17 protein-coding genes and 1 pseudogene are annotated in these 14,792 nt (G+C 73.4%); 11 read left to right on the top strand and 7 right to left on the bottom strand.

What is annotated here, in order from left to right; all coding sequences use genetic code 11:
* The first annotated feature begins 3 nt into the window (after window positions 1-3).
* Window positions 4-324 (top strand): hypothetical protein, encoded by a 321-nt coding sequence (locus tag OG335_RS34200; RefSeq protein ID WP_405015027.1) that lies wholly within the window; start codon window positions 4-6, stop codon window positions 322-324.
* Window positions 325-387: 63 nt separating this feature from the next.
* Here the strand turns inward: OG335_RS34200 and OG335_RS34195 are convergent, their stop codons facing one another.
* Complete coding sequence (locus tag OG335_RS34195; RefSeq protein ID WP_405015026.1) at window positions 388-978, bottom strand: DinB family protein; 591 nt, start codon at window positions 976-978, stop codon at window positions 388-390.
* Between the two features lie 369 nt (window positions 979-1,347).
* On the opposite strand from OG335_RS34195, the gene OG335_RS34190 reads away from it, so the two are divergent.
* Together OG335_RS34190 and OG335_RS34185 are read left to right on the top strand one after the other, a co-directional pair.
* A complete protein-coding gene (locus OG335_RS34190) occupies window positions 1,348-2,001 on the top strand; it encodes a GPP34 family phosphoprotein (RefSeq protein WP_405015025.1) in 654 nt (217 codons plus the stop codon).
* A 268-nt stretch (window positions 2,002-2,269) separates the two neighbouring features.
* Window positions 2,270-3,754, top strand: a complete 1,485-nt coding sequence (locus OG335_RS34185) for an RICIN domain-containing protein (protein ID WP_405015024.1) — start codon at window positions 2,270-2,272, stop codon at window positions 3,752-3,754.
* A gap of 192 nt (window positions 3,755-3,946) precedes the next feature.
* Here OG335_RS34185 and OG335_RS34180 read toward each other — a convergent pair.
* The 3 genes and pseudogenes from OG335_RS34180 to OG335_RS34170 form a co-directional block, all read right to left on the bottom strand.
* A pseudogene (locus tag OG335_RS34180) lies at window positions 3,947-4,057 on the bottom strand (GNAT family N-acetyltransferase); the annotation flags it as partial.
* A 123-nt stretch (window positions 4,058-4,180) separates the two neighbouring features.
* Window positions 4,181-4,465, bottom strand: a complete 285-nt coding sequence (locus tag OG335_RS34175) for a GlsB/YeaQ/YmgE family stress response membrane protein (protein WP_405015023.1) — start codon at window positions 4,463-4,465, stop codon at window positions 4,181-4,183.
* 204 nt (window positions 4,466-4,669) lie between these two features.
* The gene (locus tag OG335_RS34170) at window positions 4,670-5,470 is read right to left on the bottom strand and encodes an IclR family transcriptional regulator (RefSeq protein WP_405015022.1); all 801 of its coding nucleotides are present in this window, start codon (window positions 5,468-5,470) and stop codon (window positions 4,670-4,672) included.
* Window positions 5,471-5,824: 354 nt separating this feature from the next.
* Here OG335_RS34170 and OG335_RS34165 point away from each other — a divergent pair, with 354 nt between their 5' ends.
* The 6 genes from OG335_RS34165 to OG335_RS34140 all read left to right on the top strand — a co-directional run bounded on the left by OG335_RS34165 (window position 5,825) and on the right by OG335_RS34140 (window position 11,608).
* The gene (locus OG335_RS34165; protein WP_405015021.1) at window positions 5,825-6,820 is read left to right on the top strand and encodes an ABC transporter substrate-binding protein; all 996 of its coding nucleotides are present in this window, start codon (window positions 5,825-5,827) and stop codon (window positions 6,818-6,820) included.
* A gap of 21 nt (window positions 6,821-6,841) precedes the next feature.
* Window positions 6,842-7,924 (top strand): NrtA/SsuA/CpmA family ABC transporter substrate-binding protein, encoded by a 1,083-nt coding sequence (locus OG335_RS34160; protein WP_405015020.1) that lies wholly within the window; start codon window positions 6,842-6,844, stop codon window positions 7,922-7,924.
* On the top strand, window positions 7,921-8,799 hold the full coding sequence (locus OG335_RS34155; RefSeq protein WP_405015019.1) for an ABC transporter permease: 879 nt from the start codon (window positions 7,921-7,923) through the stop codon (window positions 8,797-8,799). Before OG335_RS34160 ends, OG335_RS34155 begins: the two co-directional genes overlap by 4 nt.
* Window positions 8,796-9,521, top strand: coding sequence for an ABC transporter ATP-binding protein (locus OG335_RS34150; protein WP_405015018.1), 726 nt, complete (start codon window positions 8,796-8,798; stop codon window positions 9,519-9,521). Before OG335_RS34155 ends, OG335_RS34150 begins: the two co-directional genes overlap by 4 nt.
* Window positions 9,522-9,621: 100 nt before the next feature.
* Window positions 9,622-10,521, top strand: a complete 900-nt coding sequence (locus tag OG335_RS34145) for an ABC transporter substrate-binding protein (protein ID WP_405015017.1) — start codon at window positions 9,622-9,624, stop codon at window positions 10,519-10,521.
* Between the two features lie 4 nt (window positions 10,522-10,525).
* Entirely contained in the window at window positions 10,526-11,608 is a 1,083-nt protein-coding gene (locus OG335_RS34140) for an LLM class flavin-dependent oxidoreductase (RefSeq protein WP_405015016.1), read from the top strand.
* A gap of 20 nt (window positions 11,609-11,628) precedes the next feature.
* Here the strand turns inward: OG335_RS34140 and OG335_RS34135 are convergent, their stop codons facing one another.
* Window positions 11,629-12,525: a LysR family transcriptional regulator gene (locus OG335_RS34135; protein WP_405015015.1), complete on the bottom strand. Its 897-nt coding sequence runs from the start codon at window positions 12,523-12,525 to the stop codon at window positions 11,629-11,631.
* Between the two features lie 134 nt (window positions 12,526-12,659).
* On the opposite strand from OG335_RS34135, the gene OG335_RS34130 reads away from it, so the two are divergent.
* Complete coding sequence (locus tag OG335_RS34130; protein WP_405015014.1) at window positions 12,660-13,133, top strand: cupin domain-containing protein; 474 nt, start codon at window positions 12,660-12,662, stop codon at window positions 13,131-13,133.
* 162 nt (window positions 13,134-13,295) lie between these two features.
* On the opposite strand, the gene OG335_RS34125 is transcribed toward OG335_RS34130, so the two are convergent.
* The gene (locus OG335_RS34125; protein WP_405015013.1) at window positions 13,296-13,736 is read right to left on the bottom strand and encodes a hypothetical protein; all 441 of its coding nucleotides are present in this window, start codon (window positions 13,734-13,736) and stop codon (window positions 13,296-13,298) included.
* A gap of 304 nt (window positions 13,737-14,040) precedes the next feature.
* Between OG335_RS34125 and OG335_RS34120 the strand changes: the two genes are divergently transcribed.
* Entirely contained in the window at window positions 14,041-14,403 is a 363-nt protein-coding gene (locus OG335_RS34120; RefSeq protein ID WP_405015012.1) for a hypothetical protein, read from the top strand.
* On the opposite strand, the gene OG335_RS34115 is transcribed toward OG335_RS34120, so the two are convergent.
* Complete coding sequence (locus OG335_RS34115) at window positions 14,352-14,783, bottom strand: TetR/AcrR family transcriptional regulator (protein ID WP_405015011.1); 432 nt, start codon at window positions 14,781-14,783, stop codon at window positions 14,352-14,354. The two genes, OG335_RS34120 and OG335_RS34115, sit on opposite strands and share 52 nt — an antisense overlap.
* Between the last annotated feature and the right edge of the window lie 9 nt (window positions 14,784-14,792).

The raw sequence follows: 14,792 nt of genomic DNA, 5'->3' as shown, positions 1-14,792 counted from the left end.
CCCGTGAACACAACTCCGACCGCCGCTCAGATCCATGAGGCCGTCGCCTACATCCAGCTCCGCGCCCAGGAAGACCGCGACCACCTCGTCGCCCTCGACACGGTCACCGGCACATACGCCGAGAGCGCCGGCAGGATCTCGACCGCCCTGTACACCGCCACCACCTACCTGGGCGGCATCCTCCTCCACCAGTTGACCAGGGCCACCGCGCCCGACCCCCGCACGATAGAGGTCTACTGGGAGGCCCTCGCGGGAACGGCCGGCCAGTGGGCCACCCGTCCCGACTGGCCGGCCTTCCTGCCCAAGCCCGAATGGGCCCAGTGAGGGGTCACCCCGCGACCACCGTCCACGGCTCCGGGTCCGAGGTCCGGTGAAGGACGAGCGGCGTCAGCCTCCGCCCGTGTGCGCGGCCTCCCACGGCTGGAACCAGGGATCGGGCCATTCCTCGGCCGCCGCGAGGAGCGGGTACTGCGTGGCGCCGTCTATGCACTCGCGGATGATGTCGGCGTGGCCTCCATGCCGCGAGATCTCCTCGATCAGGTGCAGGATGACCCAGCGGACCGACCACTCCTCGACCTCGGCGGGAATCCACGGGACGCCCTTCGGGACCGGAACGGGATGTCCGAGATCGGGGATCGCGGCGATCACGGCGTCGATCCGCGCGGCCGCCTCGGCGTGTTCGGCCAGCACGCCGGCCAGGGTCTCGTCAGGACCGAGCCGGAACTCCTCCGGGTCCGACTCGTCGGACGTGCGCTGCGGTCCCCCCTGCTCCCGCAGGATGAGGCCGGTCCAGAAGGCCTCGCACCGTGCGGCGTGCTTGATCAGCCCGCCGATGCTCAGCTCGCTCACGGACGGCGCCGAGCGGGCCTGCTCGTCGGTCAGACCGTGGGCGGCGACACGCAGCAGTCGCCGCTGGTGAGCCAGGTAGGTCGTCAGTGCCGTGCGCTCGTCGGCGACGGGTGGGGCGATGCCCGACATGGCCGGATCCTCTCCGATGAAAAACCTTGCAGAAACTTGCAAGCAGACCCTACTGGCCATCCGCCGCCGTGTGGACGAAACCCGGCGACTTCGGCAGGACCGGGCAGCATCCCGGCACCCCGCCTCCGCCACGTCGACCGGCTCCGCAACGGGGCGCACGGCCCCTCGGGGCCCCTGCCTCGCCCGTGCCGATCGGGGCGGCACCGGGCCCGGTGCGCTGCCGGGTCCGGCACGGACGACGGGAGGCTGTCGTTCCCCGGGCGCAGGACCGGAGGATGACGGGGGCCGGACGGAATACTCCTGCGGGCGGAGGGCGGCCGGTCCTGCGGGTCGATGGCAGGCGGACGGGCCCGCCGTATCGTCGGTGTCATGAGCCGAGGACTGCATCTGGCCGCCTACCTGCTGGCCTTCGACACCCGGGCCCACGCACTGCAGGACCGCACCCGCGCCGGGTTCCTGGTGCGCGCCGCCGCCCTGGCCGAACTCGCCCACCGGGGCGCAGCGGCCGAGGACGGGGCGGCCCGGGTGCAGGTCGTCTCCGCCGCCCCCACCGGAGACCGCGTCCTGGACGCGCTGCTCGCCGAACTGGCGGAACGGCCCCGCACCTGGAAGTCGTGGATCAAGCGCAGCCGTGACGACACCCTGGAAGCCGTCGAGGAGCAGCTCACGGTGCTCGGCGTGATGACGATGGCGGACCGCGCCCCCTACGGGCCCGTCACACCGCACCGGGCGGTGGCGATGAGCGATCCGCGGGAAGCCCTGGACCTCCAGCTGCGGGTGGCGGAGCTCGTCCGCGGCAGCGCGCCCGTCGCCCGGGCGCCGTTCGCCGATGCGGTGCTGGCGGCGCTGGCCGCCCACGGACACCTCCGGCTGGTGCTGTCACGCCACGACCGCAAGGCCCATGCCGGGCGGATCACCGCGCTCACCGACCGGCTCGCCGACCCGGCGCCGGGTCTGGCCCGGGCAGTGAGCGGCCTGAACCTGACCATGGTCGCCGGTCAGGGCGGGATGGGTGGCGGCTGACCACAGGGGCAGCGCGCGGGGTCTCGTGCGGTCAGGCGCGGGGTCTCGCGCGTGAGCCGGGCGCCGGGCCCCGGAAGCGGCGTGGCGCCGGAAGGGACGTGGCGCCGCAGCGGCGTGGCGCCGGCAGGGGCGTCCGGCTGTCCGGGTCATTTCGTTCAACGCGTTGACTCCGCCCGGCTCTCGCCCCCACTCTTCCGAATGACAACGATGTCCGACGGGCCCGAGGGGACTCCGTCGACCGTGCTGGAAGGGCAGGGGTAGGGAACTCATGGCGAAACACCTCGTTCGGCCGGTGGTGCCGCTGCTGTTACTGCGGTGGGCCTGCGCGGTCCTGCTGGCCCTCGCCGCCGTGGTCGCCCTGCCGCCGCCCGGCGCCCGGGCGGCGACGGTGAGCACGTTCACGCCCGGAACCGCGTGGACGGACCAGAACGGCAACGCCCTCCAGTTGCACGGCCTCGGCATCGTCCGGTCGGGCGACACCTGGTACGGATTCGGCGAGGACAAGAACGGCGAGAGCTCGGCCGACACGTCCTTCCGCTCCATCCCGTGCTTCACCTCCACCGACCTGCGCACCTGGACGTACCGCAGCAGCGCCCTGCCCCGGCAGGCCGGCGGCGACCTCGGGCCGAACCGCATCGTCGAACGGCCGAAGGTCCTGTACAACGCCTCGACCTCGACGTACGTGATGTACGCGCACATCGACAACCCCGCCTACACCGAGGCGAAGGTCGGTGTGGCCACCAGCCCGACCCCGTGCGGCCCGTACACCTACCGGGGCAGCTTCCAGCCGCTGGGGTTCCAGAGCCGCGACGAGAGCCTGTTCCAGGACTCCGACGGCTCCGCCTATCTGCTGACCGAGGACCGCGTCCACGGCCTGCGCATCGACCGGCTGTCCGCGGACTACCTCTCGGTGACCGGCAACGTCGCCACGCTGGCGGGCTACGAGTCGCCGGCGATGATGAAGGCCGGTGGCCGCTACTACCTGCTCGGCTCGCACCTCACCGGCTGGAACACCAACGACAACGTCTACGCCAGCGCCACCTCGTTGAGCGGGCCGTGGTCGTCGTTCAGCACGTTCGCCCCCGCCGGCACCTCGACCTACAACTCCCAGACCGCGAACATCATCCCCGTCAGCGGGTCGGCGGGAACCACCTACATCTACGCCGGCGACCGCTGGAACCCGTCCGACCTGGGTAACTCACAGCTCGTCTGGCTGCCCGTCACGGTCTCCGGCACGACCCTCAACGTGGGCTGGTTCAACTCCTGGTCGCTGAACCTGTCGGCCGGCACCTGGACGGCCAACGCCTCCGTGCCCGGCGCGACGAGCCATGTCGTCACGAGCGCGGGCAACTCGCTGGCGGTCGACGTGGGCAACGGATCGACCGCCGACGGCGCCGCCGTCATCCAGTGGACCGCGACCGGGGCCGCCAACCAGACCTGGGCGTTCCGGCAGGCGTACGGCAACGTCTACAGCCTGGTCGGCGCGCACAGCGGCAAGTGCCTCGACGTGTCGGGAGCGTCGACCGCCCCCGGCGCCGCGGTGGTCCAGTGGCCGTGCTCCGGGGCCGCCAACCAGCTCTGGGCCGTCGACGCCGTCGGTGACTACGCCTCGGCGGGCAACACGTCCTACGTCCTGAGGAGCCTGAACAGCGGGCTGGTCCTCGACGTCCCCGACCACTCCGCCACCCCGGGGACCGCACTGGACCAGTGGGGCGGCAACGGGGGTTCGAACCAGGTCTGGCGCGTCGCCTGACGATGCCGAACCGGCTGCTCGGCGGCGGCCGGTTCGTCTCCCGTGCACACCGGCACGTCAGGTGACCGACCACCGGTCGTCGACGCCTCGACCGAGCACGTGGCCCCCGTCCGCCGACCGGCCGGACGTATCCGGTCGGGGGCGCCGTCCGGGCAGTGCCCCCGACCGCACGTCCACCCTCCATCCGCCCCTCTACGCAAGGTCGATGCTCAGCTGGGCACTCAGTTCCCGGAAGCCCAGGGCCACCGCCACTCGCCGGGACGCGGGCACCGCGGCCCGCCACTGCGGCAGCAGCCCGACCGCAGCCGGCGGGGCGAGGGGGGTGAGCGGGCGGGCGAGGGCGGACCGGCGGTGGCGGACGCCGAAACGGCTCCGCCCTCACAGGGAGAGGGCGGAGCCGTTTCCGTCGGCCGGGGGCCGGAACGCTCAGGCGTGCCGGTGGTGATGGTGCCTGCTGCCGCCGGTCACCATCCGGTAGAGGGCGAGGAGGATGACCGAGCCGATGATGGCGGCGATCCAGGTGGAGAGGTCGAAGAAACCGTCGATGGAGTCGACGCCGAAGACGACCTTGCCGAGCCAGCCGCCCAGCAGGCCACCCCCGATACCGATGAGGATCGTGACGACGACGCCCCCAGGGTCCTTCCCCGGCATCAGCGCCTTCGCGATGACGCCCGCGAACAGTCCGATCAGGATCCAGGCAATGACGCCCATGTGCTCCTCCTACCTCGACGGGGTACAGCCGGTGTCAGCACTCGTCTTCACCGTCCCGGGAATCCCAAACGCCCGGATTTCCGTCCGCGTGGTCCCGACGGCCACCGGACCGCACACGGACACCCGTTGACCGGCCGCCGCCCGGACGATCGGCCCGAAGGCGTGCCGGTCGTCCGTACGTTGGCGCGGCACCGGGGCTCGGGGTCAGGCCGCCCGCTGGTCCGGCGGCAGGAGCAGCACAGTCAGAGCGGCCGCGCAGGTCTTCGCCTGGGCGAGTGCGCCCGGCAGCCGGTCGCTGGTCAGCCGGTCGGGGGTGGAGCGCACGGCGAGTGCGAAGCGGGCCTGGCCGGCGCAGTCCAGTACGGGGACGGCGAGAGTACGGACACCGGCTGCCGACTCACCGTCGTTCAGTGCGTGGCCGGCCGCCCGCACTCCGGCCAACTCCTCTTCAAGAGCGTGTAGTTCCGTGATGGTCCGATCGGTGAAAGCGGTCAGCGACCCCAGTGACGCCGGCTCCGGATCACCGGCACCGGGCCAGGCCAACAGCACCTTGCCGAGCGCCGTGGAGTGCAGCGGCCGTCGAAGGCCCAGGCCGTCGTCGGGACGGACGGAGCCGCCGACCAGGATCACCGCATGGGGGCCACTGCGGATCGCCAGGTCGGCGGTGGCGCCGGTGCGCCGCGCCAGCACGTCGAGTTCCGGGCCGGCCAGGTGCAGGCCGCGCTGGTGGAAGGTGAGCTGGCCGAGTTCGGCGACGGTCGGGCCGAGCCGGTAGCGGGCGGTGTGGGTGTCCTGCTCCAGGAAGCCGGTGGAGACCAGGGTCCGGGCCAGGCGGTGGGCCGTCGACACCGAGAGGCGCATCCGGCGGGCGAGGTCCGAAGCGCTCAGGTCGGGCCCGTTGTCGTGGAAGCAGTGCAGCAGGTTGAGCGCCCGGTGCACGGCCTGCGCGCCGGTGGGCGGGGACGGCGGCACCGGCGGGGCCGGGACCTTGTCGGCTTCGGGCATGGCACCTCGATCGGGGACAACTGCACTGGTGCTTCGAGGTTATGGCACGAGGCGGTGCCGCACTGTGGCGCCGACATTGCAAGAATGTGGCAAACATGAACATGCGATCCCATGATGTGGAAAGGCTTGCTTCCGGTTCTCCGTCCGTGGAACGCTCGGCGCAGTCGCCAGAACCGCCCAGGAGGGAGCAGCACCGTGAACGTCCACCCGTGCCGCACCTCCTGTTGTCGCTGACCACTCCGGCGCACCCGCCGCCCCCTCTCTCCACCCTGCCGCCGCAGCCTTCCCACCTGATGGGCAGTGAGCTGCCGCGGGTCCGTGCTTTCCCCCCTTGTCGCCAGGAGCCGACCTGCCATGCCCAGCCATGCCCCGGACACCCTCTGGTTCACCCGTTGCCCCGTGCCCACCGCCACCGGTATCGCCGCCGACCAGGGCTGGCTCGGCGCCGAGTTCGCGGCCGACGGCATCGCCGTGCGCTCCCTCCAGGACGCGGCACCGGAGGACGCCGCCGACCACCACTACACCCACGCACTCGGTGCTCTCTTCCGCGAGGGCGGCAACGTGCCTGCGCTGTGGGCCCGTTCACGCGGCGAACAGACTCGGCTGATCGGCCTGACCTGGATCGAGGAGCGCCAGGCGATCCTCGTCCGGGCAGGCAGCGGCATCAGCTCCGCCGAGGAACTCAAGGGGCTGCGGCTCGCGGTGCCGCGCCACACCATCGCCATCGACTTCTGGCGGGCGATGGCCCTGGCCGGACACACCGGTGCCCTCGCCCTGGCCGGACTCACCACCGCGGACACCGAGCTGACCGACGTGCCGGCCGACGGCCACCCCGGGCAGTGGACGGCCGAACTCGCCGCCCTGCGCGAGGGCCGGGTCGACGCGGTGTACGTCAAGGGCGCGCTCGCCGTCGAGGCGGCACGGCAGTACGGCGCGGAGGTCGCGGTCGAACTCGACGCCGTCGCCGACCGTCGCCGACGGGTGAACAACGGCACCCCGCGCCCGATCACCGTCCACCAACGGCTGCTGGACGAGCACCCCGAGCTCGTGGCCCGCTTCCTCGCCGTGCTGCTCCGCGCCGCCGACTGGGCGGCGGAACGGCCCGAGGAGGTCGCCCGGATCCTCAGTGCCGAGACCGGCGCCGGGGCCGAGGGCGTGGCCGGCGCGTACGCCGCCGGCAGCCACCGCACCCTGCACCTCGACCTCTCCGGAGACCGTCTGGACCTGCTCGCCCAGCAGGAGCACTTCCTGCACGCGCAGGGCTTCCTCCCCGACCGCGTCGACGTCCGTACGTGGGCCGACCCGGCCCCGCTGGCCGCCGCCCGCCGACTGGCCGCCGAACCCACCTGACCGTCCGACTGCCCCGACCACATGACCGTCCGACCGCCTGACCGTCGCCGAACCGCCGTTCCCAAGGAGCCCGTCACCGTGACCGCCACCCGCCGCCTCGTTCTCACCACCGCCCTCGCCACCGCCGCTCTGGCGCTGACCGCCTGCTCCTCCGCCGACGGCACGAACGCCACCGCCACCTCCGACGGCAGGAACGCCGAGGTGACCCTGCGGATCCCGGACCCGGGCAACTCCGGCTTCCTCGCGAAGGGCAAGAAGGACGGCTCACTGGAGAGAACCCTCGCCGCCGTCCACGCCAAGGTCGCGTGGACGGGCAGCGCCGGACCGTTCGCCCCGGCCGCCCAGGCTCTCAACGCCCAGCAACTCGACATCGCCCAGGGCTCGATCACCTCCGCCGTCGCGGCGCTCGCCCAGAAGCCCGGGTTCAAGCTCTTCGCCCAGACCGAGCCCGACCAGGCGGGTGAGGGCATCCTCGTGAAGAACGGCTCCCCCATCAAGACGGTAAGGGACCTGATCGGCAGAAAGGTCGCCTGCTCGCAGGGTGGCACCAGCGAGTACCTGCTGCTCAAGGCCCTCAAGCAGGAGGGGATCTCGCCGGACCAGGTGGAGCGGGTCTACCTGCGCGCCGACCAGACCTCCGGCGTCTTCAACTCCGGTCAGGTGGACGCCTGGGCGACCTGGGGCACCTTCGCCGTGCCCGCGATCGCCAACTCCGGGGCGCACTTCCTGGTCGACGGCAAGGCCGTCGGTTCCGACAACTACGCGGTGTGGGCGGTGCGTACGGGCTTCGCCGACCAGCACCCCGAGGTCGTCAAGGCGTTCTACGGCTACCTGCACGACAACGGCCAGAAGGAGAAGGCCGACCCCGGCGCGTACCTCAACGTCTTCACCGACGCCGGCCCGACCGCCGTCACCCCGGCCGAGAGGGACCTCGCCATCAGTGTCGGCCGCCAGCGCGCCGTCGAATCCCCGATCTCCGAGGCCGACATCACCCGCTTCGGCACGGTGGCGACGTTCTTCGCCGAGCAGAAGGTCACCAAGTCGCCGGTGGACGTGCGGCCGCACCTCATCGACGTCAACAGCCTCGCCGGGGCGGCGAAGTGAGCACCGCCACACTCGTCGACGAGGCGGCCCTGCGGGGTTCCGGCCTGGTCGAGCCGCGCCCGCACCTGCCCGCGCACCGGCCGCGGCTCCTCGCCCTCGGCCTGCGCGTGCTCGGACCGCTCGGCCTGCTCGCCGCCTGGCAGGTGGCCTCCGCCACCGGCGTGCTCACCCCCGACATCCTGGCCTCACCCGGGCAGGTCGTCCAGGCCGTCGGGGAGCTCTGGGGCAACGGCCAGTTGCCGGCCGCGCTCGCCACCTCGCTCACCCGGGCCGGCCTGGGCCTGCTGATCGGCGCGTCGGCCGGACTGGTCCTCGGTGTGGTCACCGGCTTCTTCCGGCTCGGCGAGGAACTGCTCGACTCCGCCGTCCAGGTGCTGCGCACGGTGCCCTTCCTCGCCCTGGTCCCGCTGTTCATGGTGTGGTTCGGCATCACCGAGACGGCCAAGGTCGCCCTGATCGGCGTGGCCACCAGCTTCCCGATGTACGTCTCCACCTCGGGCGGCGTGCGCAACACCGACCGCAAACTCGTCGAGGCCATGCGCAGTTTCGGCCTCGGCCGCTGGGCGGTGGTCCGCGAGGTGGTCCTCCCCGGCGCACTGCCGGCCCTGCTCTCCGGACTCCGGCTGTCGATGACGCTCAGCGTGATCGCGCTGATCGCCGCCGAGGAGATCAACTCGACCGAGGGGATCGGCTATCTGATGGCCCAGGCACAGAACTTCTCGCGCACCGACGTGCTCGCCGTGTGCATCCTCGTCTACGGCCTGCTCGGACTGCTCGCGGACGGCGTCGTCCGCGGCCTGGAGCGGCTGCTGATGCCCTGGCGCGCCCCGAGCACCGCCCGGGCGGGCGCGGCCGGAAAGGCGGTGGCCCGATGAGCACGCCCGGCACCCCCCCGCCCGCCGTCCACGTCCGCGGCCTGCGCCGCACCTTCGGCTCCCGCTCGGTGCTGGACGGGATCGACCTCGACATCGCCCGCGGCGAGTTCCTCGCCCTGCTCGGCGCGAGCGGCACCGGCAAGACCACGCTCCTGCGCATCCTCGCCGCGCTCGACCGGGCCGACGCCGGCACCGTACTGGTGCCGCCCGCACGGACCGTCGTCTTCCAGGAGCCCCGACTGGTGCCGTCCAAGCGCGTCCTCGGCAACGTCACGGTCGGCCTGCCGCGCGGCGCCCGGACGCGGGACACCGCGCAGCGGGCGCTCGCCGAGGTCGGGCTGGCCGACCACGCCGACGCCTGGCCCTCCACCCTGTCGGGCGGCGAGGCGCAGCGCGCCGCGCTGGCCCGGGCACTCGTACGGGAGCCCGAACTCCTGCTGCTGGACGAGCCGTTCGCGGCGCTCGACGCGCTCACCCGGCTGCGGATGCAGGACCTCGTCGGTGAGCTGTGCCGCGCACACCGCCCGGCCGTGCTGCTGGTCACCCACGACGTGGACGAGGCCATCCGGCTCGCCGACCGGGTGGCGGTGCTGCGCGACGGCGCTCTCGTACGCGACGAGACCGTCGACGTCACGCGGCCGCGCGACCCGGCCGACCCGGCCTTCACCACCCTGCGCCGCCGGCTCCTCGCCGACCTGGGCGTCCACGCCGAGGCCTCCTGACCGCCTGCCCCGCCCCATCCCCCGAACCGCCCCCACCCCACCCCTGCCCTGACCTGCCCTGCCATGCCCCCTGAACCACACTCCCCCGGAGCGAACTCCCATGACCGTCACCATCGGTGTCCACCGCAGCAACCCGTCCCTCTACCACCTGGCACGCCTGGACCTCCTGCAGGAGGAGCTCGCGCCGCTCGGCGAGAGCGCAGCCTTCCACCACTACACGGACGGCACCCGGACGGGCGAGCTCCTGGCCGACGGCACCATCGACTTCGGCGGCACCGGTTCCACCCCGCCGATCACCGCCCAGGCGGCCGGTCACGACCTGGTGTACGCCGCCGTCTCCGCGCCGCGCCCCGACCACGGCGCCCTCCTGGTACGGGCCGACGGTCCGATCACCGACGTCGCCGACCTCAGGGGCACGACCGTGGTGCTGGGCGTCGGCTCCTGGCAGACGCACCTGCTCGCCAAGGCCCTCGACCGGGCGAGCCTCTCGTACGGCGAGGACGTCACCCCCGAGCGGCCGCGCGGCGACGAGGCCGACCGCCTGCGAGCCGGTGCGATCGCCGGCTGGATCGCGCAGGGCGCCGAACTGGCCGCCGCCCACCGCAGCGGGGAGTTCCGCGAACTGGTCCGCACCGGCGACGTGATCACCGACCGCTCGGTCTTCTTCACCCGGCGGGACGTCGCCACCGATCGGCCCGAGATCGTCGCGGCGATCGTGACCGCCCTCCGGCGCGCCGACGCCTGGGCCGCCGGTCACCTCGCCGAGGCCGCGGAGATCGCCGCCGCGGACCAGGGAGGCAGCGCCGAGGACTGGCGGACCGCCCTGGCCGCGCTGCCGTGGGAACTTGAGCCCGCCACCGCCGGGTTCATCGCCGAGCAGCAGGAGGCGGCGGACATCTTCCAGCGTGTCGGCTTCCTCGACGGACCCGTCACCGTCGCCGACGCCCACCTGCCCGCGCTGGAGCAGACGGTCGCCGACGCCGTCCGCAAGGGAGCCTGAACCGATGGCCGCCCCCGAAGTCCTCTGGTACATCATCCCACGCGAGGGCCACTACCCGTGGGAGCCGGCCGGGCGCCGCCCGGCCGACCTCGGCTACCTCCAGCAACTCGCCTCCACCGTCGAACGCCTGGGCTACACCGGGGCCCTCCTCGCCACCGACCAGTACGACGTGTGGACGCTCGGCAGCGCGCTCGCGGCCGCCACGGGCCCCGGCTTCAAGCCGCTGCTCGCCGTCCATCCCGGCCTCGTCTCGCCGACCCTCCTCGCGAAGATGGCGCTCTCCTTCGAGCACCTGCACGGCGCCGGCCGCCTGCGGTTCAACGTCGTCAACGGCTCGACCACCCAACTGCGCGAGTACGGGCTGAACGTCGAGCACGACGACCGCTACCGGCTGTCCGCCGAGTACTGGAGCGTGGTCAAGCGCCTCACCTCGGGCGAGGTGTTCGACCACCGCGGCGAGTTCTTCCGCCTCGACAACGCGGGCGGGTCCCTCCGCGACCTGCCGCCGCTGCACGAGGGGCACATCCCGCTCTGGTTCGGCGGTTCCTCCGACCCGGGCATCGAGATGGCCGCCGAGCACGTCGACGTCTACCTCACCTGGGGGGAGGCCCCGCACCTGCTGAAGGAGAAACTGGAGCGGGTCCGCGAGCGGGCCGCCGCGTACGGCCGCACCCTGCGCCTCGGCCTGCGGCTGCACCTCATCGTCCGGGACACCGAGGAGCAGGCGTGGGCGGCGGCCGACCGGCTGCTGGACGTGACCAGCGAGCAGACGTACGCCCGGCAGCTGGGCGGGGCGCGCGGCGAGGACGGCGTCGGCTGGCAGCGGCAGTTCCGCCAGCACGGCGGCAGGGTGCCCGCCCACGCGCGCGAACTGGAGGTCCATCCCAACCTGTGGCCGGGGATGAGCCTCTTCCGTCCCGGGCCGGGCACCGCCCTGGTCGGCTCCACCCAGCAGGTGATCGAGCGGCTGAAGGAGTTCCAGGCACTCGGCGTGGACACCTTCATCCTCTCCGGCAACCCGCTGCTGGAGGAGGCCTACCGGGTGGCCGAGACGGTGCTGCCCGCACTCGGCGCCGGCAGCCGGTAGGCCCCACCGCGGCGGCCGCATCACCGGCCCGGGTGGGCGGCTTCCGCGAGCGCCGCGAGCAGGAGCGCCACCGCCGGTGTCGCCGGGCCCTCCCGCACCACCAGGGAGGTCGTCGACACCGGCCCGTCCAGCGGCCGGAACGCCACCCGGCCGGCCGGCGGCAGCGCGCCCACCGGGTCGAAGACCGTCCACGACGGGGCGCCGTCCGCCGCGTCCGCCGCCAGGGCGGTCAGGGTGTCCTGGAGGACCGTGAACGGCGGCCCCGCGACCGGCTCGACGCCCGCGTCCCGGAGTGCTCCGGTGACCAGGTCGTGGAAGGCCGGATTCCGACGGCGCGGGGCGAGCCGCACGGGGATCCCGGCCAGGTCCGCGGGGCGCAGCCGCTCCCGCTCGGCGAGGGGGTGCCCGGCGGGCAGGGCGACGACGAGGGGGTCCTCCCACACGGGAGCCGCCGCCAGCCCGGCGTACGGCCCCGGCCCCCGCACCAGCGCCGTGTCCGAATCACCGGCGCGTACCGCCTCGATGCGCTGCTCACGGTCGTGTTGACGGACCGTCACCCGGAGCCCCGGTGCCGTCCCGGCGAGCCTGTCGAGGGCGCGGTAGACGCGGTCGGCGAACATCCGGCCGGTGCTCAGCCGGAGCACGCCGTCGGCTCCGGCCGCGACCTCGGCCGCCACCCGTCCCACCCGGTCGACCGCCGCCAGCACCGCACGCGCCTCCGGCAGCAGGCGCCGCCCGGCCGCGGTGAGGCGGACCAGGCGGGTCGACCGGTCGAACAGCCGGACACCCAGTTCGCGTTCGAGGCGTGCGACCTGCCGGCTGACGGCGGACTGCACGACGTGCAGGCGGGCGGCCGCACGCCCGAACCCGCCCTCGTCGACGATCGCGACGACGTACTCCAACTGCCGGATCTCCACGGGCCTCCTCCCGTCGGGCACGTTCGCGGCCCATCACCGGAGGTGATGGGTGCCATCGTCAACTGCCGCTTGGCCGCGTCGTGTTCCCGGGGTGAACTGGACCCGGGAACACCCGACGACGTACGGAGCCAGACATGCCCGCGACGACCGAGCCGCTGATCGTGCACGAACACGACGTCGAGGCGGTGCCGCTGCCCGGCGGTGGCTCGTTCCTCCTGCTGGAGGACGGCCGGGGGACGGCCGGGCTCCTGGGCGTGAACCGCCTGGTCCTGCCGGCCGGCGCGGACGGCACCCGGCCGCACCACCACACGCTGTCGACGGAGGTGTTCCACGTCCTCGACGGCGTCATGGAGTTCCTGGTCGGCGGCACGGTGACGCGTGTCGGCAGGGGCGGGCTGGTCGTGGTGCCGCCCGGCGCGATCCACGCCTTCGGCGCGTCCGCGGAAGGCCCGGCCGGGTTCCTCGCGGTCCTCACACCGGGCGTCGAACGCTTCGCCTACTTCCGGCAGTTGGGCCGCATCGCGCGCGGCGAGGCCGGCTGGGAGAGCATGGACGGCCTGCACGACGAGTCCGACGTCCACTTCGACGGCGGCCCCGACTGGCGCTGACCGGACCGGCCCGACCGGGGCTCGGCGCGCCGCGCCCATGGCCCACCCGCACGGCTCACGGACGGAGGGCCGGTCCTACGACACGGGACGTCGCGGCGCAGGTCGGCGTCGCCGGCGGGCACGTGGACACGGTGCACCAACCCCGGAGGGAACCGGCCCGGGTCAGCGGCGGCCGGCGGTCAGGACGACGAGGAACTGGCCGCCGCCCGCCTCGATGCCGGCGGTCACCGGCAGCTCCGGCACCAGTCGGGAGAACCGGTCCACCAGCCAGTCCGCCGTGTCCAGGGCGTCCTGCCTGGTCGGGCAGCGTCCCACGATCTCGCGGCCGCCCTTGCGCTCCAGCCTCGCGGCGACGGTGATCAGCGGCGCCGGTTCCACCACGTACAGGCGGTCGGGCCAGGCGATGACCACCTTGACCGCGCCCTTGCGGGTGTTGCACCCGCGGTGCGCGAGCCGCTCGGCGACCTTGGCCTTCCGGTCGGCGGTCCGGCTGTCGACGCTGGGCCCCCTCGGGTCGTTCACCGACTTGTCGGGATCGACCGGTTCGTCGCACACCCAGCACAGCCAGCCGTCGCGCTCAGCTACATCATCGAGGAGACTCACCCGAGCAAACTAGCCTGTCCGGCCGCCACCCCGCGCACCAGGGCCTCGGCGAGCCGGGTGAGCCGTACACCGGTCCCCCGAGCGGGGCGGCCGTCGATGACCCGGCGACGGCGACCCGCACGGCCACCTCCTGACCGCCGCCACCGTCCGCCGCACCGCCCGGACGCCCACGAGAAGTCCCCCGGCAGCCGGAGCGGGCGGCGCGGCGACCGGTCGCAGCGGGGCCTCCCCCGGCGACCGGACCACGCCGTCCTCTCGTACAGTGGTTTCCCGAGCCGGGCGGGGGAGATCCATCGTGACCAGCGTGACCAGTAGTGCTCAGCAGACGGCCGCGGCGACGGTCGAGGCCCGCAACACGCCCGCCCGGGTCAGTGCCTGGGCGGCCGCCGTGGGTGTCGGCCTGATCGTGGCGATCTTCGCGACGCCGATGTTCTGGCTGCTGTACGGCGGTTACTACACGTTCGCGGTGTTCGTGTCCGGGGTGGTCGCTGTCCCGGCCGGGCATCTCGGCCGCCGCCGTGGCAGGCGTCCGGGCGGGCGTGACCGCGGACTGGCCCTGCTCTGCATCGTGGCCGGCTGGCTGCTGATCCTCTGCAGTGTGCTGCTGGTGCTGGTCTACGCCGGGGCGTTGGTCGGCTTCGCGCTCCTGGTCGACGCCGCGAGTTGAACCGCGTCTCCCGCTCGGCACCCGACGACCGGAGGGGTGGCCGCCGCCCGGCGTCGAGCGGACGGGAGCGGAACGCCGCGCCCGGAGCCTGAGTTGCCCCGGGACGGACGACGCCTGGCCGCGGGGTGCGCCGGGTAGGGCTCTTCGGGCCGGACGCGCAGGAGGTCGGTGAAGGCCTCGACCTGGCGCCGCCGGGCTTGTCCGAGCACGTCGCGGAGCAGGGCGTCACGGGTGCCGAAGTGGTAGATCAGCATGCGTTCGGAGGTGCCCGCGACGGTGGCGAGCGGCCTGAGCCGGTCGGGGAGCCCGTGTTCGAGCGCGTAGCCGGTGCACGCGTCGAGGAGCCGCTGCCTGATCTGCGGTTCGGGCCTTCTCCCCATGGCCGGCGC

It is taken from the genome of Kitasatospora sp. NBC_01539, from assembly GCF_045040525.1.
GTDB lineage: Bacteria > Actinomycetota > Actinomycetes > Streptomycetales > Streptomycetaceae > Kitasatospora.
This window is presented reverse-complemented; position numbering and strand designations above follow the sequence as displayed.